This window comes from Stenotrophomonas sp. NA06056, assembly GCF_013364355.1.
In the GTDB taxonomy this organism is placed as follows: Bacteria; Pseudomonadota; Gammaproteobacteria; order Xanthomonadales; family Xanthomonadaceae; genus Stenotrophomonas.
This window is the reverse complement of the sequence record NZ_CP054931.1, coordinates 542,923-560,540: the sequence shown is the minus strand read 5'-3', so window position 1 is coordinate 560,540 and position 17,618 is coordinate 542,923. Positions and strand designations below refer to the sequence as shown.

Below are 17,618 nucleotides of genomic sequence, written 5' to 3'. Positions count from 1 at the left end.
ATGTATAGCGAACATCGCACCCGATCCAAGGAGTCGTTCCGATGACGAAGCCCACCCGCGCCAGGATGCGCAGCCTTCTGTTGCTGGGCAGCCTGCTGGCCGCCCTTCCCGTGCTGCCGGCACTGGCCGCCGATGCCCCGGCACTCGATACCGGCCCCGGCCCGCAGCTGCGCGCCGGCAGCTTGATGTTGATTCCCGCACCGGCCAACGTGCAGCGCGGCAACGGTGCGGGCATCACCGTTGGCGCGGGCACCGTGCTGCATGCCGAAGGCGAAGCCGCGCAGCGTGTCGCCGCCCAGTTCGCCGACCTGCTGGCGCGCAGTGGTGGACCGAGGTTGGCAGTGGCCAACGGCAAGACGGCGGCCAAGGGCGGCAGCATCCGCTTCCAGATCGTGCCGACCTTCCGCGACAGTGGCGAGGGCTACACGCTGGAAAGCACCACGCAGGGCGTGCTGGTGCAGGCCGGCAACGAAACCGGCCTGTTCTACGGCGCCACCACCCTGGCCCAGCTCGCCACCGGCGGCAGCAACGGTGTGCTGCCGGCGGTGCAGATCCAGGATGCGCCGCGTTTCAGCTGGCGTGGCTTCATGCTCGATTCGGCGCGGCACTTCCAGAGCCTGGACGAGATCAAGCGCGTGCTCGATGCGATGGCCGCGCACAAGCTCAACACCTTCCATTGGCACCTGACCGACGACCAGGGCTGGCGCATGGAGATCAAGCGCTACCCGAAGCTGACCGAGGTCGGCAGCTGCCGCCTGCCAGCCGGTGACGGTGGCACCGATCCGGTCAGCGGCAAGGAACATCCGTACTGCGGCTTCTATACGCAGGATCAGATCCGCGAAGTCATCGCCTACGCGGCCGCGCTGCACATCCAGGTCATTCCGGAAATCGACGTCCCCGGCCACGCCACTGCCGCCATCGCGGCGTATCCGGAACTGGGCACGATCGCTACGCCACTGAAACCGTTGAGCGAATGGGGCGTGTTCCCGAACCTGTTCAACGTCGAGGACGGCACCGTCACCTTCCTGGAAAACGTGCTGGAAGAAGTCATCGCCCTGTTCCCGGCCAAGTACGTGCACGTGGGCGGCGACGAAGCAGTGAAGGACCAGTGGGAAGCCTCGAAGCAGGTGCAGCAGCGCATGCGCGAACTGGGCATCAAGGATGAAATGGCCATGCAGAGCCACATCATCAAGCGCCTGGAAATCTTCCTGGAAGAACACGACCGGCGCCTGATCGGCTGGGACGAGATCCTCGAAGGCGGCCTTCCGCCGCAGGCCACGGTGATGTCCTGGCGCGGTACCGAAGGCGGGCTGGCCGCTGCCAGCGCGGGCCACGATGTGGTGATGTCGCCGGTCAGCCACCTGTATCTGGACTACCTGCAGACCGCCTCGCCCAATGAACCGCCGGGCCGGCCGACCCAGGTGAACCTGGCCAAGCTCTACAACTACGAACCGGTGCCGGCCGAGCTGGCGGCGGACAAGCGCGGTCACATCCTCGGCCTGCAGGCGAACATGTTCACCGAGCACACGCGCACGTATGCACGTCTGCAGCACAACCTGTTCCCGCGCTTGGCCGCCGTGGCCGAGACCGGCTGGAGCACGCCGGAACATCGTGATTTCCGCGACTTCCTGGCCCGTCTGCCCTCGCAGCTGCAACGCTACCGAGCGTGGGGCCTGGCGTATGCGCAGACGCCGTTTGAAGTGGGCGTGGCCTATACCGATGACCGCGCGGCGAACACGGTGACCGTGTCGCTTGCCAATCCGCTGGGCTATGAAGTGCGCTACAGCAACAACGGTCAGCCGGTGACCGCGCAGTCGCCGCTGTACCAGCAGCCGCTGACGTCCACGCTGCCGGCAACGGTGCAGGCGGCTGCGTTCTATCAGGGCCAGCCGCTGGCCGCGAAGCCGACGGCGGCCTCGTACACCGCACAGTCGCTGCTGTCACGGCACAGCGAAGAACTGCGCAGCTGTGTGGGCGAGAAGGGCCTGGTACTGCGCCTGGAAGACGATGGTCCACGCGAAGGTGCGCGCGCGGTGTTCACCGTCGACATCTTCCAGCCGTGCTGGCGTTGGCCGCAGGCACAGCTGGATGGCATCGGTAGCGTTGAAGTGCGCGCGGGCCGCATTCCGTACTACTTCCAGTTGGCACACGACGAGCCGAAGCGCCGCTTCGAAAAGGCCCGGAGCGCACATGGCGAAATGCTGGTCCGTCGCGGTGATTGCACGGGCAAGGTTCTGGCGCAGGTGCCGCTGCCGGCACAGACCGATGCCGACGGCTTCGTGACCCTGCGCGCGGCGCTGCCGAAGGGCACCGCTGGCAACGGCGACCTGTGCATCAACTTCACCGGCGACACGCGCCCGACAATGTGGGTGCTGGACGAGGTGACGCTCCGGTAACTGCCAACCTTGGTTGGCGCCGGGGAGGTTCATCCACGCATGGCGTGGATCTACTGGCCGGTGCCCAACTTGGTTGGCGCCGGAAGGCTTCATCCACGCATGGCGTGGATCTACTGGTAGGTGCCAACCTTGGTTGGCACGCCTTCACCCCCGCCAGCGCAGCAGGATGTCGCGCAGCGGGGTCAATGCGGTGGCCATCCCCGCCAACACGCCAATGGTGTTGGCCACCGCATCCATCGGATCGGCCATGCGGTTGCTGGTCAACGCACCCTGCGCAAACTCGATGCCAACGCCCATCAGCACCAGGCCAGCCCCCACCCACAACAGCGGACGGCCACGTCGGAACAACTGCACCGCGCTGCCGGCCAGAATGAAGTAGGCCAGGAAATGCTCACCCTTGTCGCTGTTCTCCGGCAGCGGAATAGGAGGTGGCGGAATCAGGCAGACCACGATCACCGTCAGCACCGCCAACACCCACAATGCGGTCCACAGGCGTGGCCGCCGCAGCGGCTTGATCACCGGCAACGCTGCACTCACAAGCGCCAGCTCAGGTCGCCCAGCTCGAAGGCCGGTTCAAAATCGACGTCGCGCTGCAGGCCAATGGCCTGAAAACGCTCGCCCATCTCCGTTGGCAGGGTCAGCTTCTTCACCTGGTCACGCAGCTGGACGCGGCCCACTTCATCGGTGCGCTCCTCGGCCAGGGTCAGCACCTGGTCCAGGCCGTTGCCGAGCAGGAAGCTGGCCTGGCTGCAGTAGCCTGCCAGTTCGAAACCACCGTGCAGGCCGGCCTCGGCCATGGCAGTGAAATCGACCGACGCGGTGATGTCCTGCAGGCCCGGCCAACGATGGATCTCGTTGTGCACATGGTGGCGATAGAACGCGCGCACGGTGCCGTCATCGCGTTCTTCCTGGTAGAACTCACCGCGGTTGTAGCCGTAATCCACGAACAGCATCACACCGCGCTGCAGGCCACCGGCCACTGCCTGCACCCAGTACGGCAGCTGCGGCAGCACCTCGGAGCGGTAGCCATCGGCAAAGGGCTTTTCCAGATAGCGTTCGAGATGGCGCACCGCGCCGTTGAGCAGGACGTCGGCCGGCTGCGCGCCCCGGATGAAGTTGCCCTGCCCGTCCAGTTCGACGGTTTCTTCATACACCTCGCCGTCCTTGATGAGGAAGCGCGGAGTCGGCAGTGCATCGATCACTTCGTTGGCGAACACCACGCCGTCCCAGTCGTCCTCGAACGGGCGATCGAGCCATTCCACCCTGCTGGCCAGCTCGGGCGGCAGGTTCTGCTGCAGGCGCTCCTGCTGGCGCTGGCGCAGGTCCGCGCTGGGTTCAAGGATCGCGTAGCGCGCCGGCAGTGCATCCAGCTCGGCCAGGCGCAGCAGCACCGCCTCGGCAAATGCACCCGTACCGCCGCCCAGCTCCAGCATCCGTGCCTGCGCATCAAGCTGGCCGAACACCGGAGCGAGCGCATTGGCCACGCTGCCGGCGAACAGGCTGCCCAGCTCGGGGGCGGTGGTGAAATCGCCGCTGCCGCCGAATTTGCTGGCACCGGCGCTGTAATAGCCCCAGCCCGGCGTGTACAGGCACAGCTCCATGAAGCGGGAGAACGGCATCGCCCCGCCCTGTGCGAGGATCTCGGCACGCAGGGCGGCGGCCAGCTGGTCGCTGTGGGCCAGGGCATCGGCTTCGGGCAGGGGGAAGGTAGGCTGCATGGCGTCTTCGAATGCGGTGACAATGGTGCACAGGATAGCCGAGCCTTGGAGGACCCTCGATGAGTGACACCGCCCCCGTGGCCCTGATCACCGGCAGTGCGCGCCGGATCGGCGCGGCCATCGCCCGCCAGTTCCACGCCTGTGGCTGGTCGGTGGTGCTGCACGCCCATACCTCCAGCGCCGAACTGCAGCAGGCCGCCTTCAACCTGGACAACGAGCGCCCCGGCAGCGTGCTGGCGTTGCAGGCCGACCTGCGCGACGCCGACGCCCTGGCCGATCTGGTCGAGCAGGCGGTGACCCATTTCGGCCGCCTGGATGCACTGGTCAACAACGCCTCCAACTTCTTCGCGACCCCGCTCGGCCAGGTCACCGCCGAGGCGATGGACGAACTGTATGCGGTCAACGCGCGCGCACCGCTGCTGCTGGCACAGGCCGCTGCGCCGTACCTGCGCCGCCAGCACGGCTGCATCGTCAACCTGACCGACCTGCACGGCACCGACCCGATGCTCGACCACATCGCCTACACCATGGCCAAGGCCGCGCTGGAAATGGCCACGCGCTCGCTGGCGCTGGAACTGGCGCCGAAAGTGCGGGTGAACGCGGTGGCGCCGGGGGCGATCCTGTGGCCGGAACAGGGCAAGGACGATTTCGCCCGCGAGGCGCTGCTGGCGCGCACGCCGCTGGCGCGGATCGGCACGGTCGAGGAGATCGCCGAGGCGGTCTACTGGCTGGTGGCCGAGGCCAGCTTCGTTACCGGCCACACCCTGCGGGTGGATGGTGGACGTACGGTCAGTTGAAATGCTGCCGGCCAGCGGCCGGCACTACCGATATGCACAGCCACCCATGGGGTGGCTCTACTGACAATAGTAGTGCCACCCCATGGGTGGCTGTACCGGACGCCGCGTGGGTCAATCCAGCGCGTCGGGGTCCAGCTCGACCGTCTCGAACACTTCGCCAAACTGCTTGTGCGCACGCCACAGCGTGGCCAGGTCCAGACCGCTGACCGGATCGATGAAACCCGGGGCGATATCAGCCAGCGGTTTCAGCACGAAGGCATGCTTCAGTTCCGGGCGCGGAATGCGCAGATGGCCGGGGCCTTCCACCACCAGATCGCCATAGAACACCACATCAACGTCCAGGGTCCGGTCGGAGAAACGCGGACCGCTGCGGTCGCGACCGTGCGCATCTTCCAGCGCATGCAGCCAGTCATCCAGTTCCTGCAGCGGCAGGTCGGTCTCGATGGCAACACCATTGTTGAGGAAAGCCGGACCGTCGAAACCGACGGCAGCAGTGCGGTAGGCGGCAGACACCTGCAGCGCCCCAAAGCGCTCGCGCAGGGCCGCCACCGCAGCGTGGAGGTAGCGGCGGGGATGGACGTTGCTGCCCAGGCTCAGGAGCACGGTGGTCATGCGGTTCCGGTGACGGCAATCAGGTGGAGCGCGGGCATGCCATCGTCACAACGGCCTGCCTACAATCCGGGACGCATATGATAGGGCACCGACATGACCTATTGCGTTGGAATCGAGGTGGACGAGGGCCTGGTCTTCGCCGCCGACACCCGCACCAATGCTGCGCTGGACGATGTCCGCGTGCACCGCAAACTGCACGTGTTCGAATATCCCGGCCAGGCCGCCTACGTGGTGATGGCCGCCGGCAATCTGGCCACGACCCAGCTGCTGGTGTCGCGGCTGAAGCGCGATGCGGACGAGCGGCGCACGCCGAACCTGCGCGACATGGCCCATCTGTTCGAAGCTGCGGCCTACGTCGGCTCCCTGCTGGTGGACAGCCAGGTGCAGAGCCAGCACACCGAGCACGGCCATGACGGGGTGAACACCCAGGCGACGCTGGTCTTCGGTGGACAGATCGCCGGCGAGCAGCCCGGCCTGTACATGGTCTACCCGCTGGGCAACGCCATCGCCGCCTCGCCGGAAACGCCCTATCTGCAGATCGGTGAATCCAAATACGGCAAGCCGATCCTGGACCGCATCCTGACCCCGTCCACGCACCTGGAAGATGCCGCACGCACGGCCATCGTTTCGCTCGATTCGACCATCCGCTCCAACCTGTCGGTAGGCCTGCCGGTTGACCTGGCGCTGCTGCGCGCCGGCGAGCTGCGGATCAGCCAGCAGCTGCGGCTGGGCGCCGATTCACCGCTGTACGCCGACATCCACCAGAACTGGTCGCGGCGGCTGGAACAGGCGGTGGAAAGCCTGCCACGGTTCCCGTGGGAGCCCGGGCAGCCGTAGTGCCGGCCGCTGGCCGGCAACCGCAATGATCCGACCACACGCAGATGCCGGCCAGCGGCCAGCACTACCGGGCTGTCAGCCCAGCGCGTCGGCCACTGCGCGGAATACCTGCTGCATCTGTAGTGGCTTGCGCAGCAGGTGCACCTCGATGCCGGCGGGGAACACATCTGCCGGCATGTCCCCGGCAGCATCTTCCAGCACAAGCGCCGGGCCGCGATAGCCGAGCGTAGCCATCTCATCCAGCAGCTGGCTGGCCGACAACAGCTTGGAGCCGGCATCGGCAATCACCAGCGCCGGCATCGCCTCCTGCTGCATCCAACGCAGCGCGGCCGGACCATCGGAGGCCAGCTGCAGCTGGTACCCCTGGCTGGACAGCGCATTGCCCAACAGCGACAGACGGGTAGCTTCACCATCAACCACCAGGATCGACTGGCCACTGCCCAGCGCCACCAGTTGTTCGATCGGTTCACCGCCCTCGGCGCTGCCCCGCATCGGCAGGCGCAGCTCGAAGCAGGTGCCCTGCCCCAACTGGCTGTTGACATGGATGCTGCCACCGGCGCCTTCAACGATGCGCTTGCAGGAAATCAGGCCCAAACCGGTGCCATCGGCCTTGGTGGTGAAGAACGGATTGAACAGATGCGACAGCGTGTCCGCATCCATGCCGGTGCCTTCATCGACCACCGCGATGCGCAGCCAGTCCTCGCCGTCGCGCTGGCCACCGTGGTTGGCGGTCAGGCTCAGGTTGCCACCCTTGGGCATCGCCTGGATTGCGTTCAGTGCCAGGTTCAACAACACCTGCTGCAGCTCGGTGTAGTTGGCATCGACCACCAGGCCCTCATCCTCGACCACCAAGTCCAGGCGGACGCCATCGGGCACGTTGCTGCGCAACAGCAGCGCCACGGCCTGGAACAGGTCGTCGATCCGGATACGCTCACTGGCCTTGCGCGACCCGCGCACGAACGACAGCATCGATTCGGCCATTTCGTGGCCACGGCGACCGCACTCGGCGATCACGTCGGCCAGGTGGTGCAGTTGCGGATCGTCGGTGCGCGCCTTCAGCAGGTCCGGCATGATCAGCAGCGGCTGCAGGATGTTGCGCAGATCGTGGCTGAGGCCCGCCGCCAGCAACGACAGGCTCTCCAGCCGTTGCGCGCGCATCAGCTCGGTTTCCACCCGCGAGCGCTCGATGGCGCTGCGTGCCTCACGCACCGCGCGCGCCACGGCCGACGGCAGGCGTGCCGGCTGGTGCTTGATGATGTAATCGTTGGCGCCCTTCTGCAGGGCCGCCACCGCATTCTCTTCGCCCATGGTGCCGGAGACGAAGATGAAGGGGACTTCCGGCAACGCATCGCGCACGATGCGCAGCGCGTCATCGCCTGAGAAGCCAGGCATGCTCAGGTCGGACAGCACGATGTCCGGCTGGAAGCGCGCCAGCGCATGGCGCAGGTCGTCCGCACTCTCGACACGCTCGAACGTGGCCTCAAGGCCTGCATCGAGCATCTGTTCGGACATCAGCTCGGCATCCTCGGGTGAGTCCTCCACCAGCAGGATGCGCAATGCGCCGAGCGCGGGACCGGTCAGGGGCATGGGCCTACTCGATCTCCGGAGCCTGGTTGATCAGCGCCCAGAACTTGCCAAGGGTCTGCACGGCGCCGAAGAACTGGTCCACGTCCACCGGCTTGACCACGTACGCGTTCACGCCCATGTCCCAGCTGCGGGCCAGATCGCTTTCCTCGCGCGAGGAAGACAGGATCACCACCGGCAACCGCTTCAGCTCATCGTGTTCGCGGATCTGCCGCAGCACTTCCAGGCCATCCATGCGCGGCATCTTGATGTCCAGCAGCAGCACCGCCGGCAGGCCTTCTTCGCGGCCGGCGAAAGCGCCACGGCGCAGCAGGTAATCCATCACTTCCACGCCGTCTTCGACGTGCACGATGGGATTGGCCAGGCGCGCTTCCTGCAGCGCATCGATCGCCATTTCTGCGTCGGCCGGGCTGTCTTCGGCAAGGAGGATGGTGCGCAGCGTCGTCATGCGATGGGGCCCTGTTTGTCCGCGTCGAGCACGGGGGGAAGATAGAAGTGGAAGGTGGCGCCGGCATCCGGTGCGGCTTCGGCCCAGATACGGCCGCCGTGGCGGGTCAGCACCCTGCGTACGCTGGCCAGGCCGATACCGGTGCCGGGATAGTCGCTGGCCTTGTGCAGGCGCTGGAATACGCCGAACAACTTGCCGGCGTAGGCCATGTCAAAGCCTGCACCATTGTCGCTGACCGTGAACTGATGACCGCCATCGGGCTGCTGCTGGTAGTCCACGCGGACCTTCGCCGGTTCACGGTTGGCCGAATATTTCACCGCATTGCCCAGCAGGTTCAGCCAGACCTGGCGCAGCATGTTCTCGTCGCCCACCACGATCGGCAGCGGCGCGATGCTCCACTCCAGCTGATGGGCGTGACCGCTGCTCTCGGCTTCGCTCTGCACGTTCGCGTCCAGCATCGCACGCGTATCGGCCACCAGCGACTGCATGTCCACGGTCTGCTGGCGCATCGCTGCGCGGCCCAGGCGTGAATAGACCAGCAGGTCATCGATCAAGGTGGCCATGCGACGTGCCGAACCAGAGATCACCCCCAGGTAGTGCTGGCTCTTCTCGTCGGCGGCTTCGCCCAGGTGGCGCGACAGCTTGTCCGAGAAACCGGCGACATGGCGCAGCGGCGCGCGCAGATCGTGCGACACCGAGTAGCTGAACGCTTCAAGTTCACGGTTGACCTCCGACACCTGGGCAACCTTGCCTTCCAGCTGCCGGTTCAACTCTTCGACGCGCGTCTGTACCGCGCGCTGCACGGTCACATCGCTGACGGTCAGCAGCACCACTTCATCGTCGGTGTCAGGCAGTGGCATGCGTCGCGCGTTGAGCAGCATGTAACGGGACATGCCGTCGGCACCACGCTGTTCGTGTTCGAAATCCCACAGCTCACGGCCACGCAGCAATACGTCGGCCAAACGCTGTCGAACCACTGGGTCACGCCACGCGCCTTCGCCTACGTTCTCCAGCAGCAGGCCATCGGCGCGCTCGTCCTGCAGCCCGTACAGCTCGGAGAACGCGGGATTGTGCAGCTGCACGCGCAGCTCGCGATCCAGCAACACGATCGGTTCGCGCACGGTCTGCAGCACCGACGCAGCGCGCGCAGCCGCCCGCTGCGACTGCCGCTCAGCCTGCAGGCGGCGGCCAATCTGTCGCTGCAGCAGCCACAGCACCAGACCGAGCAGTGCGAGCTGTACCAGCAGCGAGCTCCACGAGACGAAATTGGTCTGCCGCTTCTGTCGCTCCGCCTGGGCGGCACGCTGGGCCAGCAGCGCTTCCTCGCTGGCCTGCAGCTCTTCCACCAGGCCGCGGATCGGGTAGCGCGTGCTCAGGTCCTGCACCAGCTCGCGCTGGTCACTGTTCGGCTCGGACTTCGCCAACTCACGCGCAACCCCCATTCGGCCTTCCAGCATCGACTGGATACGGCCGATGCGGATCAGCTGGTCGGGATTGTCGCGGGTCATCCGGCCCAGTTCGGCCAGGCGCTCGGGGATGTCGTTGGCTTTGGCCATGCGCTCGCGAAGGCCCGGCGCATCCACGCCCTTGGACAGCGTCAACGCAGCTGATTCGATGTCGCGCACATCGGTCTGCAGCTGCTGCAGGGCTACGGTCACCTGCTGGGTATGGGTCACCCAGCCCATGGCCAGCTCGTTGTCCTGCTGCAGTTTGCGCAGGGTCAACCACGGGACCACGATGATGGCTGCCGCTGCCAGCGCCAGAGCAGGCAGTCGCCAGCGATCCCAGATGTCATCACTGAAAACCAGCGCCATAGTTCCTCGTCAGCTCAGCCGGGGAGTGCGATCCGGGCAGGATCAGCCACGGCGGAACCGGCAATATAGCGCAGCCGGTCACATCTCTGGGGTAATGGGTCGCTCGGCGGGGCGCCCATCAGCTGGCATCGAGCAGCCCCCACAGCACAGAACAGGGGCGCCCCGTGGGAGCGCCCCTGCTGGCAACCTGCGGCGTCGATCAGCGCTTCTTGGCGGCACTGACCTTCAACGCGGCGGCATCAACGCGGGTCACGCCCTTGATGCCCTTGGCGGTCGCGATGGCCTTGTCATGCTCGGCCTTGGTAGCAACGGTGCCGCTCAGGCTGACCACGCCATTGACCGTCTCCACCTTCACTTCGGTACCCGGCACATTGCTGCTGGCAAGCAGATCGGCCTTGACCTTGGTGGTGATCCAGCTGTCGGTGACCGGCTCGTTGGAATCGTGGCGGTCTGCATGGGTCATCGCCGAATGATCGGTTTTCGGCGGGCTCTTCGCTGCGGCGTCCTGGGCGAATGCGGCCGAGGAGGACAGCGCCAGGCCCAGGGTGAGGGCGGAAGCCAACAGCGTGCGGGTCGTGGTGCTCATCGTGTGGTTCTCCTACTGGTTGGTGCACCCAGTGTCGCCAAGTGGTTGTAGTGCAGGCGTGGCGCTGCGGTCATGCTCACGTGAATGGGCCTGTCTGCAGCGGAAATGGTTCAGCTTCCGGGCACACCGTCATCTCGTTTACCCTGACGTTCCTGCCCTGTAATTCCCGTTCTGCGCGGAGACTTTCCATGCGCCCCGAGCTGCAACTGGCCCTGATCGGCTACGGCCTGGCCGGCCGTGTCTTCCATGCCCCGCTGATCCAGCACACGCCGGGGCTGGCCCTGCACAGCGTCGTCAGTTCGCAGCGCGATACGTTGCTGCGCACGTTCAGCGACGTCCACGTGCGCGCTACCGCGCAGGAGGTCTTCGATGACCCCGTAGTGGATGCGGTGGTCATCGCCACCCCGAACGAACAGCACGCGCCGTTGGCCATCGCCGCGCTGGCCGCTGGCAAGCACGTGCTGGTGGACAAACCGTTCGCAGTGAACGTGGACGAAGCCGAGCAGGTGCTGGCTGCAGCGCGCGACGCTGGACGCATCGCCACCGTGTTCCAGAACCGACGCTTCGATGCGGACTTCCTGACCCTGCAGGCCCTGCTTGCCGACGGCACGCTGGGCGACATCGCCGAATGCCACGCACACTTCGACCGCTACCGACCGCAGGTACGCGAGCGCTGGCGCGAGCAGGACGGACCCGGCAGCGGCCTGTGGTACGACCTGGGACCGCACCTGCTGGACCAGATGCTGGTGCTGTTCGGCTGTCCGCAGGCCATCGATGCCGACCTTGCCGTGCAGCGCGAAGGCGGCGCTGGCATCGACTATTTCCATGCGGTGCTGCATTACCCGCGCCATCGCGCGATCCTCCACGCCGGTTCACTGGTTGCTGCGCCTGCACCCCGTTTCGCCGTGCATGGCACGCAGGCCAGCTGGATCAAACATGGCCTGGACGTGCAGGAAGCGCAGTTGCGTCGCGGCGTTGCGCCAGGCGCGCCGGGTTGGGGTATCGATCCGCGTCATGGCGAACTACTGCACTGCGATGCGGAGGACAATGTCCAACGCAGCACGGTGGACAACCTGCCCGGTGACTACCGACGCCTGTATGCCGATTTCGCGGCAGCAATGCACGGCGAGGGCGAGCCGACGGTCAGCGCGCAGCAGGCGCTGCAGGTGATGCGGTTGTTGCAGGCGGGGATGGACAGCGCGCGCGAAGGGCGGCGGGTGCGGGTGGGGTGATCGGCAGGGCTGCGCCCTGCACCCGCCGAATCAACGTCAACGTCAACGTCAACGTCAAAAGCTGGGCTGCTGAGGGATGGCGGGGTGGGTCCGGTTGCGGGGGACGCCGTGAACCCATCCCTGGGGGCTTGGCCGCGGCATCCATGCCGCGGACACCCCCACAACCGGACCCACCCCGCCTTCGACAGATTCCTGCGATCTGTCGGAATGGCATGGCGTGCTCTTGGTGGGTGTCCACCTTGGTCGACACAGTAGATCCACGCCATGCGTGGATGACGTCGAAACGATCAAAGAAGGCTTTTGTAGAGTCGAGCCATGCACAACTGGCTTCGCTCACGCAATTGCGGGGTCAGAGCCCTTTCCTGCGGAAAGGGATCCGACCCCGCGCCGGTGCTTACGATTTCTTGATGGCGTGGCCGCCGAATTCGTTGCGCATCGCTGACAGCAGGCGGTCGGTGAACGAGTTCGATTCGCGCGAACGCAGGCGTTCGAGCAGCGACAGGGTGATCACTGGGGCGGGTACGTCCAGCGCGATGGCTTCGGCGACGGTCCAGCGACCTTCGCCGGAATCCTCCACGTACGGCGCGATGCCATCCAGCGAGGGATTACGCTTGAGTGCTTCGGTGCTGAGGTCCAGCAGCCACGAACGCACCACGCTGCCGTGGCGCCAGACTTCGGCCACCTGCGCCAGATCGAGTTCCATTTCCTGCTTGCGCTCCATCAGCGCGAAGCCTTCGGCGTAGGCCTGCATCATTCCGTACTCGATGCCGTTGTGCACCATCTTGGTGAAGTGGCCCGCGCCGGACGGGCCGACGCGTGCCCAGCCACGATCTTCGGCCGGTGCCAGCGTGCGCAGCAGCGGTGCGATCTGTTCGACTACCGCGGCATCGCCACCCACCATGAGGCTGTAGCCTTCCTGCAGGCCCCACACGCCGCCGCTGGTGCCACAGTCCACGTAGCCCAGATCGTCTTCTGCCAGCGCCTTGGCGCGACGGATCGAGTCCTGGTAGTTGGAGTTGCCACCGTCGATGACGACGTCTCCTTCGGCCAGGTGCGGGGTCAACTGGCCCAGCGTCTGGTCCACGGTCTCGCCGGCCGGCACCATCAGCCACACCACGCGCGGCACCGGCAGCGCGGCCACTGCGGCGGCCAGCGAATCCACCACCTCCAGGCCGGCCTCGGCGGCGCGCTGGCGGGCGCCCTCGCCCGGGTCGTAGCCGACCACACGGTGGCCGCCGCGGTGCAGGCGCTGGGCCATGTTGGCGCCCATGCGGCCGAGGCCGATCATTGCAATATCCATTGTTTCACCTTCAGTTGGGGTCTAGGGTCAGGCTGCCTGGCCTGCCGGTGGCTGCGCAGTGGCGCAACTGCGCCTCGCGCCAACGCCGGTAGAGCGTGGTATGCAGATTGTGCAACGCCAGGTCGATGGAAAACGGCGTTCGCGGATTCCGGTCGAGCAGGCGGATGATGTGATAGCCGACAGGACGTATACCGCGTGGGTGCACGTAGATCACGAACTGCTGGTAGAACGCATCGTCCAGCAGCTGGTCCATCTGCTGCACGACGTCACGATAGCGCGGGGCCAACTGCGCGCGCAGGGCCGGATTGCGCTCGTACAGCAATCGCTCGAAATAGCGCTGGCCGACGCGCGGAATGCCTTGTGCCAACTGCCACAGGGCACGATTGCGCTGGTCGTACCAGGCCAGGCCGCCGTGCTCTGCCAAGGCCTGCGCGGCCCCCTCGCCAACTTCCACCACGACGAAGTTCTCCGCCTGGTTGCTGAGATCGTCCAGCGTGCCTTTGTCGAATACGTGTTCGATGAAACCCGGCAGCCCTGCAAATGCCTGCCGCCCCATCGCCGACGTGCGCACCGCCTTGCCGTCGGCCAGGAACTGGCCGGCCTGCGCGCCCAGCAGGATGCTGTCGGTGTCGTGCAGACCAAGGAAGGTGCCGATGGACAGTTCGCCCGGCGCGAATTCCGCATCGAAGGCGGCATCGCCGTACAGCTCGCGCTGCGTGGCCAACTGTGCGACCTGACGGCCGACACCGCACTCGGCGCGCACGCGGCCGGTGTAGAACGCATCCAGCGCGCGGCTGTTGCTGGCAGCCGGTACATAGCCGCGACCGAAGCTGCGCACCCGCTGCCAGCCCTGTGCCGGGGCTCCGCGAGCGCCAAAGCCGATCCAGCCCAGCTGCACACCGGTGAAGCGGAAGGTTTCATTGCCCTGCAGTGCCTGTGTGGCACGTTGCACGGCCGCGCCCAGTTCGAAGGCGTAAGCGCAGAACGTGGCCGGGTCGTCCAGCAGCTGCTGCAACAGGGCCTGCCGATCAGCGTCAGCCATCGTGTCCGGCCAACGCACGCGCAGATCACCGGCGGCCTGCGCCTCGGCCAGCGAGGCTCGCGTACAGACCGGCCCGCCCTGCACCTGCGGTGCGCTGATCGCTGCGGTTTCGAAGCGCCACCCCAGCCGCTGCAGCAGGCCCTGGGTGCATTCGACCGAACCGGCCAGCGCGCTCAGCGGCCAGCCCAGCAGCAGGGCCCATGCCATCCCGCTGCCGCGCACGTTCAGCCCTGGTCCGTTGCTGCCGGCGCGGGTTCTGGCTCAGGTCCGGCAGGGGGCTGCGGCGACGCGGCCGGTTGCGGTTGCGGTTTTGGCTTCGCTGCCGCTGGCAGGTACTGCTGCAGGCGCTGGAAGAAGCGCCGATAGAACTCGGCATCGGTGATCGTGCTGCTGGCCACTTTCACCAGCGAATCGTCATTGCTGCCGAACGGCAGCGATACCGAGCCCAGCGCGCCCACGCCGACACTGGCCGAGGTCGGGCTCTTCTTCAGCGCATAGCGGTCCTGCACGGCGCTGACGAACACCAGCGCCTGGCTGCCACGTGGTGCGCACGAGATACGCAGCACCAGTTGTTCGTGGTCATCCTCGCGCGGCTGGAAATTCTTGTTGCCTTCCACCTGTGCGTCATCCGACCGCGCAATGGCATAGCCCTGGCTGAGCAGCGTGCGTCGTGCCGCCTCGCAGGCTTCGGCCGGACGCCCGTCGACGGTGCGCGAGAACGTGTCACCCGAATCGAAAGATTCGCGCAGCACGGTGCTGTCGGCGGCACGACCGCCACAGGCGGTCAGGGCGAATGCGCCGGTTACGGCCAGCAGGGAAGCAGAAAGAAGGGAGGCCCGCATGGGTACTCCTGCAAAGACGGTAGCCCCGAGGGTAGCCCCCTGCCCGTGTGCGCCGGGTCGATACTGCTTGGCCCCTCCCCCACCGTTGTTCCCGGTTCATGCAAAAAGGGGACGGAGGGGATCAAGTCGTTAGTGCCACAAACGACTTGATCCCTTCCGTCCCCTTTTTCCAGTCAATCAGTCAGCCCAACGGCCTGCGGCGGTGGACTGCGGCAGCACCTGTGCCGACAGCGGACGGTCGGCCTCCAGCAGGTTCACCGCGTCGGCCAGGATCGAAGCTGATTCACGCAGCAACGGGTCCGGGCGCTTCTCGGCGGCCTTCTCGCGGGCGGCATCCTTGACGATGTCCCGCTCGTTGCCGGTCAGGCCGTCATCGCTGCTGTCATCGGCCAGCGGGTCCAGGGCCAGGCCCAGCTCCTTGCGCACGATCTGGCGCTGCTTGCGCTGGGTGTCCTGACGCTCGCGCTCGGCACGACGGGTCGCTTCATTCAGCGAGACGTACTTCTTCGCCGCTTCGGTACGGAACTGCTCCACGTCCTCGTTCCACCACTGGAATTCCTTGTCGGTGGCGATGCGCGAGTCATGGCGCGTTTCCAGCTTCGGCAGCAGCGGCGCGAAGTTGCCGTACTGGGTGTGCGGCACCGCGGCGATGCGGGTCCACGGCAGCGCGTTGTCGTAGGTGCTTTCGCCGAACTCGGTGGCATCGACGCTGGCCGGGAACGCCAGGTCGGGCACCACGCCCTTGTGCTGGGTGCTGCTGCCGCTGATGCGGAAGAACTGGGCGATGGTCAGCTTCACCTGGCCAAAGCGCTGGGTTTCGCCGCTCGGCCAACGGTCCAGGTCGACGATGTTCTGCACGGTGCCCTTGCCGAAGCTGGTTTCACCGATGACCAGGCCGCGGCCGTAGTCCTGGATGGCACCGGCAAAGATTTCCGATGCCGACGCCGAACCTCGGTTGATCAGCACTGCCAGCGGACCGTCCCATGCCACACCCTGGTTGCGGTCGCTGTTGACGGTGACACGGCCACCGGACTCGCGCACCTGCACCACCGGGCCCTGCTCGATGAACAGACCGGTCAGCTCGATGGCTTCATCCAGCGAACCGCCACCGTTGTTGCGCAGGTCCAGCACCACACCGTCCAGCTTGTCGGTCTTGAAACCGGCCAGCAGCTTGGCCACGTCGCGGGTAGCCGACGCGTAGTCGGCAGCGTTGCGACGACGACCTTCGAAGTCCTGGTAGAAGGTCGGCAGCTTGATCACGCCAACCTTGCGTGCCGGCTCGCCATTGGCGGCCGGGATGGTCATGGTCTCGCCCTTGGCAGCCTGTTCGGCCAGGCGCACCTTCTGACGGGTCAACACCAGGGTGTGGTGCTTGCCGTCGACGCCCGCTTCGGCCGGAATGAATTCCAGCTTGACCTGGGTGTCCTTGGCGCCACGGATCTTGGCCACCACATCGTCGATGCGCCAGCCGATCACATCTTCCACCAGCCCGGACTTGCCCTGGCCCACACCGACGATGCGGTCGCCCGGCTTCAGCGTGCCGTCCACGGCAGCCGGACCACCGGCGATGATCTCGCGGATCACCACCACATCGTCCTGGCGCTGCAGCTGCGCGCCGATACCTTCCAGCGACAGCGACATCGCCTGGTTGAAGTTCTCGGCGGTACGCGGCGTGAAGTAGTCGGTGTGCGGATCAACCGCGCTGGTGTAGGCGTTCATGAAGAACTGGAAGGTGTCTTCACCCTTCAGCTCGTTGACCGACTTTTCCAGGGTTGCATAACGCTTGTCCAGCGTCTTGCGGATGTCATCGGACTTCTTGCCGGCCAGCTTCAGGCGCAGCCAGTCGTTCTTGACCGACTTGCGCCACAGCTCGTCGAGTTCGGCATTGGACGCCGCCCACGGCACGTCCTTGCGGTCGTACTCGAAGCGCTCATCGGTGGTGAAGTCCGGTTCCTGCTTCAGCAGCTTGCGCGCATAAGCCACACGCTCGCCGACGCGCTGCTTGTAGACCGCGAACACCTGGAAGGCCGGCTCCAGTTCACCGCCGCGAATGGCATTGGCAATGCCGGCCTGGAACGGTGCGAAGCGGGTGATGTCGGCCTGGGTGAAATACTGCTTGCCGCCGTCCAGCGTCTCCAGGTAACGCTTGAACACATCCTTGGAGGTCGCTTCATCGAGCGCACGCGGACGGTAGGCGTAGCGGCTGTCGGACAAAAGGCCGTACACCAGCTTGGAGGTGGTCACCTGGTCTGCAGTGGCGGCAGCCGGCAATGCCGGCGAGTCGGCCTTGGCCGCCAGCGCCAGCGGCGCGACCAGCGCCAGGGCCATCAGGAATGCGGGGGCTTTGAATTTCATTGACGTGCTCGAAGGCGCCTTGCCAAGGGGGAGACTGCAGGGTGTTCAGACACCG

Annotated in this window: 15 protein-coding genes; 4 read left to right on the top strand and 11 right to left on the bottom strand. The window is 66.2% G+C overall.

What is annotated here, in order from left to right:
• Nucleotides 1-41 precede the first annotated feature (41 nt).
• Complete coding sequence (locus HUT07_RS02515) at nucleotides 42-2,396, top strand: family 20 glycosylhydrolase (protein WP_176019592.1); 2,355 nt, start codon at nucleotides 42-44, stop codon at nucleotides 2,394-2,396.
• 144 nt (nucleotides 2,397-2,540) lie between these two features.
• Here HUT07_RS02515 and HUT07_RS02510 read toward each other — a convergent pair whose 3' ends face one another.
• Nucleotides 2,541-2,933 carry a VanZ family protein gene (locus HUT07_RS02510; protein WP_176019591.1) on the bottom strand — a complete coding sequence of 131 codons (393 nt, stop codon included), beginning with the start codon at nucleotides 2,931-2,933 and terminating at the stop codon, nucleotides 2,541-2,543.
• A complete protein-coding gene (locus tag HUT07_RS02505; protein WP_176019590.1) occupies nucleotides 2,930-4,114 on the bottom strand; it encodes an SAM-dependent methyltransferase in 1,185 nt (394 codons plus the stop codon). Before HUT07_RS02505 ends, HUT07_RS02510 begins: the two co-directional genes overlap by 4 nt.
• Before the next feature lie 59 nt (nucleotides 4,115-4,173).
• Here HUT07_RS02505 and HUT07_RS02500 point away from each other — a divergent pair, with 59 nt between their 5' ends.
• Entirely contained in the window at nucleotides 4,174-4,911 is a 738-nt protein-coding gene (locus HUT07_RS02500; RefSeq protein ID WP_176019589.1) for a pteridine reductase, read from the top strand.
• A gap of 111 nt (nucleotides 4,912-5,022) precedes the next feature.
• On the opposite strand, the gene folK is transcribed toward HUT07_RS02500, so the two are convergent.
• Entirely contained in the window at nucleotides 5,023-5,523 is a 501-nt protein-coding gene (gene folK, locus HUT07_RS02495; RefSeq protein ID WP_176019588.1) for a 2-amino-4-hydroxy-6-hydroxymethyldihydropteridine diphosphokinase, read from the bottom strand.
• A 93-nt stretch (nucleotides 5,524-5,616) separates the two neighbouring features.
• On the opposite strand from folK, the gene HUT07_RS02490 reads away from it, so the two are divergent.
• Complete coding sequence (locus HUT07_RS02490) at nucleotides 5,617-6,360, top strand: 20S proteasome subunit A/B (RefSeq protein ID WP_176019587.1); 744 nt, start codon at nucleotides 5,617-5,619, stop codon at nucleotides 6,358-6,360.
• 75 nt (nucleotides 6,361-6,435) lie between these two features.
• Here HUT07_RS02490 and HUT07_RS02485 read toward each other — a convergent pair whose 3' ends face one another.
• From HUT07_RS02485 to HUT07_RS02470, 4 genes are all read right to left on the bottom strand, one after another.
• Nucleotides 6,436-7,947 carry a hybrid sensor histidine kinase/response regulator gene (locus HUT07_RS02485; RefSeq protein WP_176019586.1) on the bottom strand — a complete coding sequence of 504 codons (1,512 nt, stop codon included), beginning with the start codon at nucleotides 7,945-7,947 and terminating at the stop codon, nucleotides 6,436-6,438.
• Between the two features lie 4 nt (nucleotides 7,948-7,951).
• Nucleotides 7,952-8,392 carry a response regulator gene (locus HUT07_RS02480; protein ID WP_176019585.1) on the bottom strand — a complete coding sequence of 147 codons (441 nt, stop codon included), beginning with the start codon at nucleotides 8,390-8,392 and terminating at the stop codon, nucleotides 7,952-7,954.
• The gene (locus HUT07_RS02475; protein WP_176019584.1) at nucleotides 8,389-10,206 is read right to left on the bottom strand and encodes an ATP-binding protein; all 1,818 of its coding nucleotides are present in this window, start codon (nucleotides 10,204-10,206) and stop codon (nucleotides 8,389-8,391) included. Before HUT07_RS02475 ends, HUT07_RS02480 begins: the two co-directional genes overlap by 4 nt.
• Nucleotides 10,207-10,405: 199 nt before the next feature.
• A complete protein-coding gene (locus HUT07_RS02470) occupies nucleotides 10,406-10,792 on the bottom strand; it encodes a BON domain-containing protein (protein ID WP_099820920.1) in 387 nt (128 codons plus the stop codon).
• 188 nt (nucleotides 10,793-10,980) lie between these two features.
• Between HUT07_RS02470 and HUT07_RS02465 the strand changes: the two genes are divergently transcribed.
• Complete coding sequence (locus tag HUT07_RS02465; RefSeq protein ID WP_176019583.1) at nucleotides 10,981-12,024, top strand: oxidoreductase; 1,044 nt, start codon at nucleotides 10,981-10,983, stop codon at nucleotides 12,022-12,024.
• A gap of 394 nt (nucleotides 12,025-12,418) precedes the next feature.
• Here HUT07_RS02465 and gnd read toward each other — a convergent pair whose 3' ends face one another.
• From gnd to HUT07_RS02445, 4 genes are all read right to left on the bottom strand, one after another.
• A complete protein-coding gene (gene gnd, locus HUT07_RS02460; protein ID WP_176019582.1) occupies nucleotides 12,419-13,324 on the bottom strand; it encodes a phosphogluconate dehydrogenase (NAD(+)-dependent, decarboxylating) in 906 nt (301 codons plus the stop codon).
• Between the two features lie 10 nt (nucleotides 13,325-13,334).
• Nucleotides 13,335-14,573 (bottom strand): hypothetical protein, encoded by a 1,239-nt coding sequence (locus HUT07_RS02455; protein ID WP_176019581.1) that lies wholly within the window; start codon nucleotides 14,571-14,573, stop codon nucleotides 13,335-13,337.
• 17 nt (nucleotides 14,574-14,590) lie between these two features.
• Nucleotides 14,591-15,208 (bottom strand): DUF2242 domain-containing protein, encoded by a 618-nt coding sequence (locus HUT07_RS02450; protein ID WP_176019580.1) that lies wholly within the window; start codon nucleotides 15,206-15,208, stop codon nucleotides 14,591-14,593.
• Between the two features lie 177 nt (nucleotides 15,209-15,385).
• Nucleotides 15,386-17,563, bottom strand: a complete 2,178-nt coding sequence (locus HUT07_RS02445) for a carboxy terminal-processing peptidase (RefSeq protein ID WP_176019579.1) — start codon at nucleotides 17,561-17,563, stop codon at nucleotides 15,386-15,388.
• Between the last annotated feature and the right edge of the window lie 55 nt (nucleotides 17,564-17,618).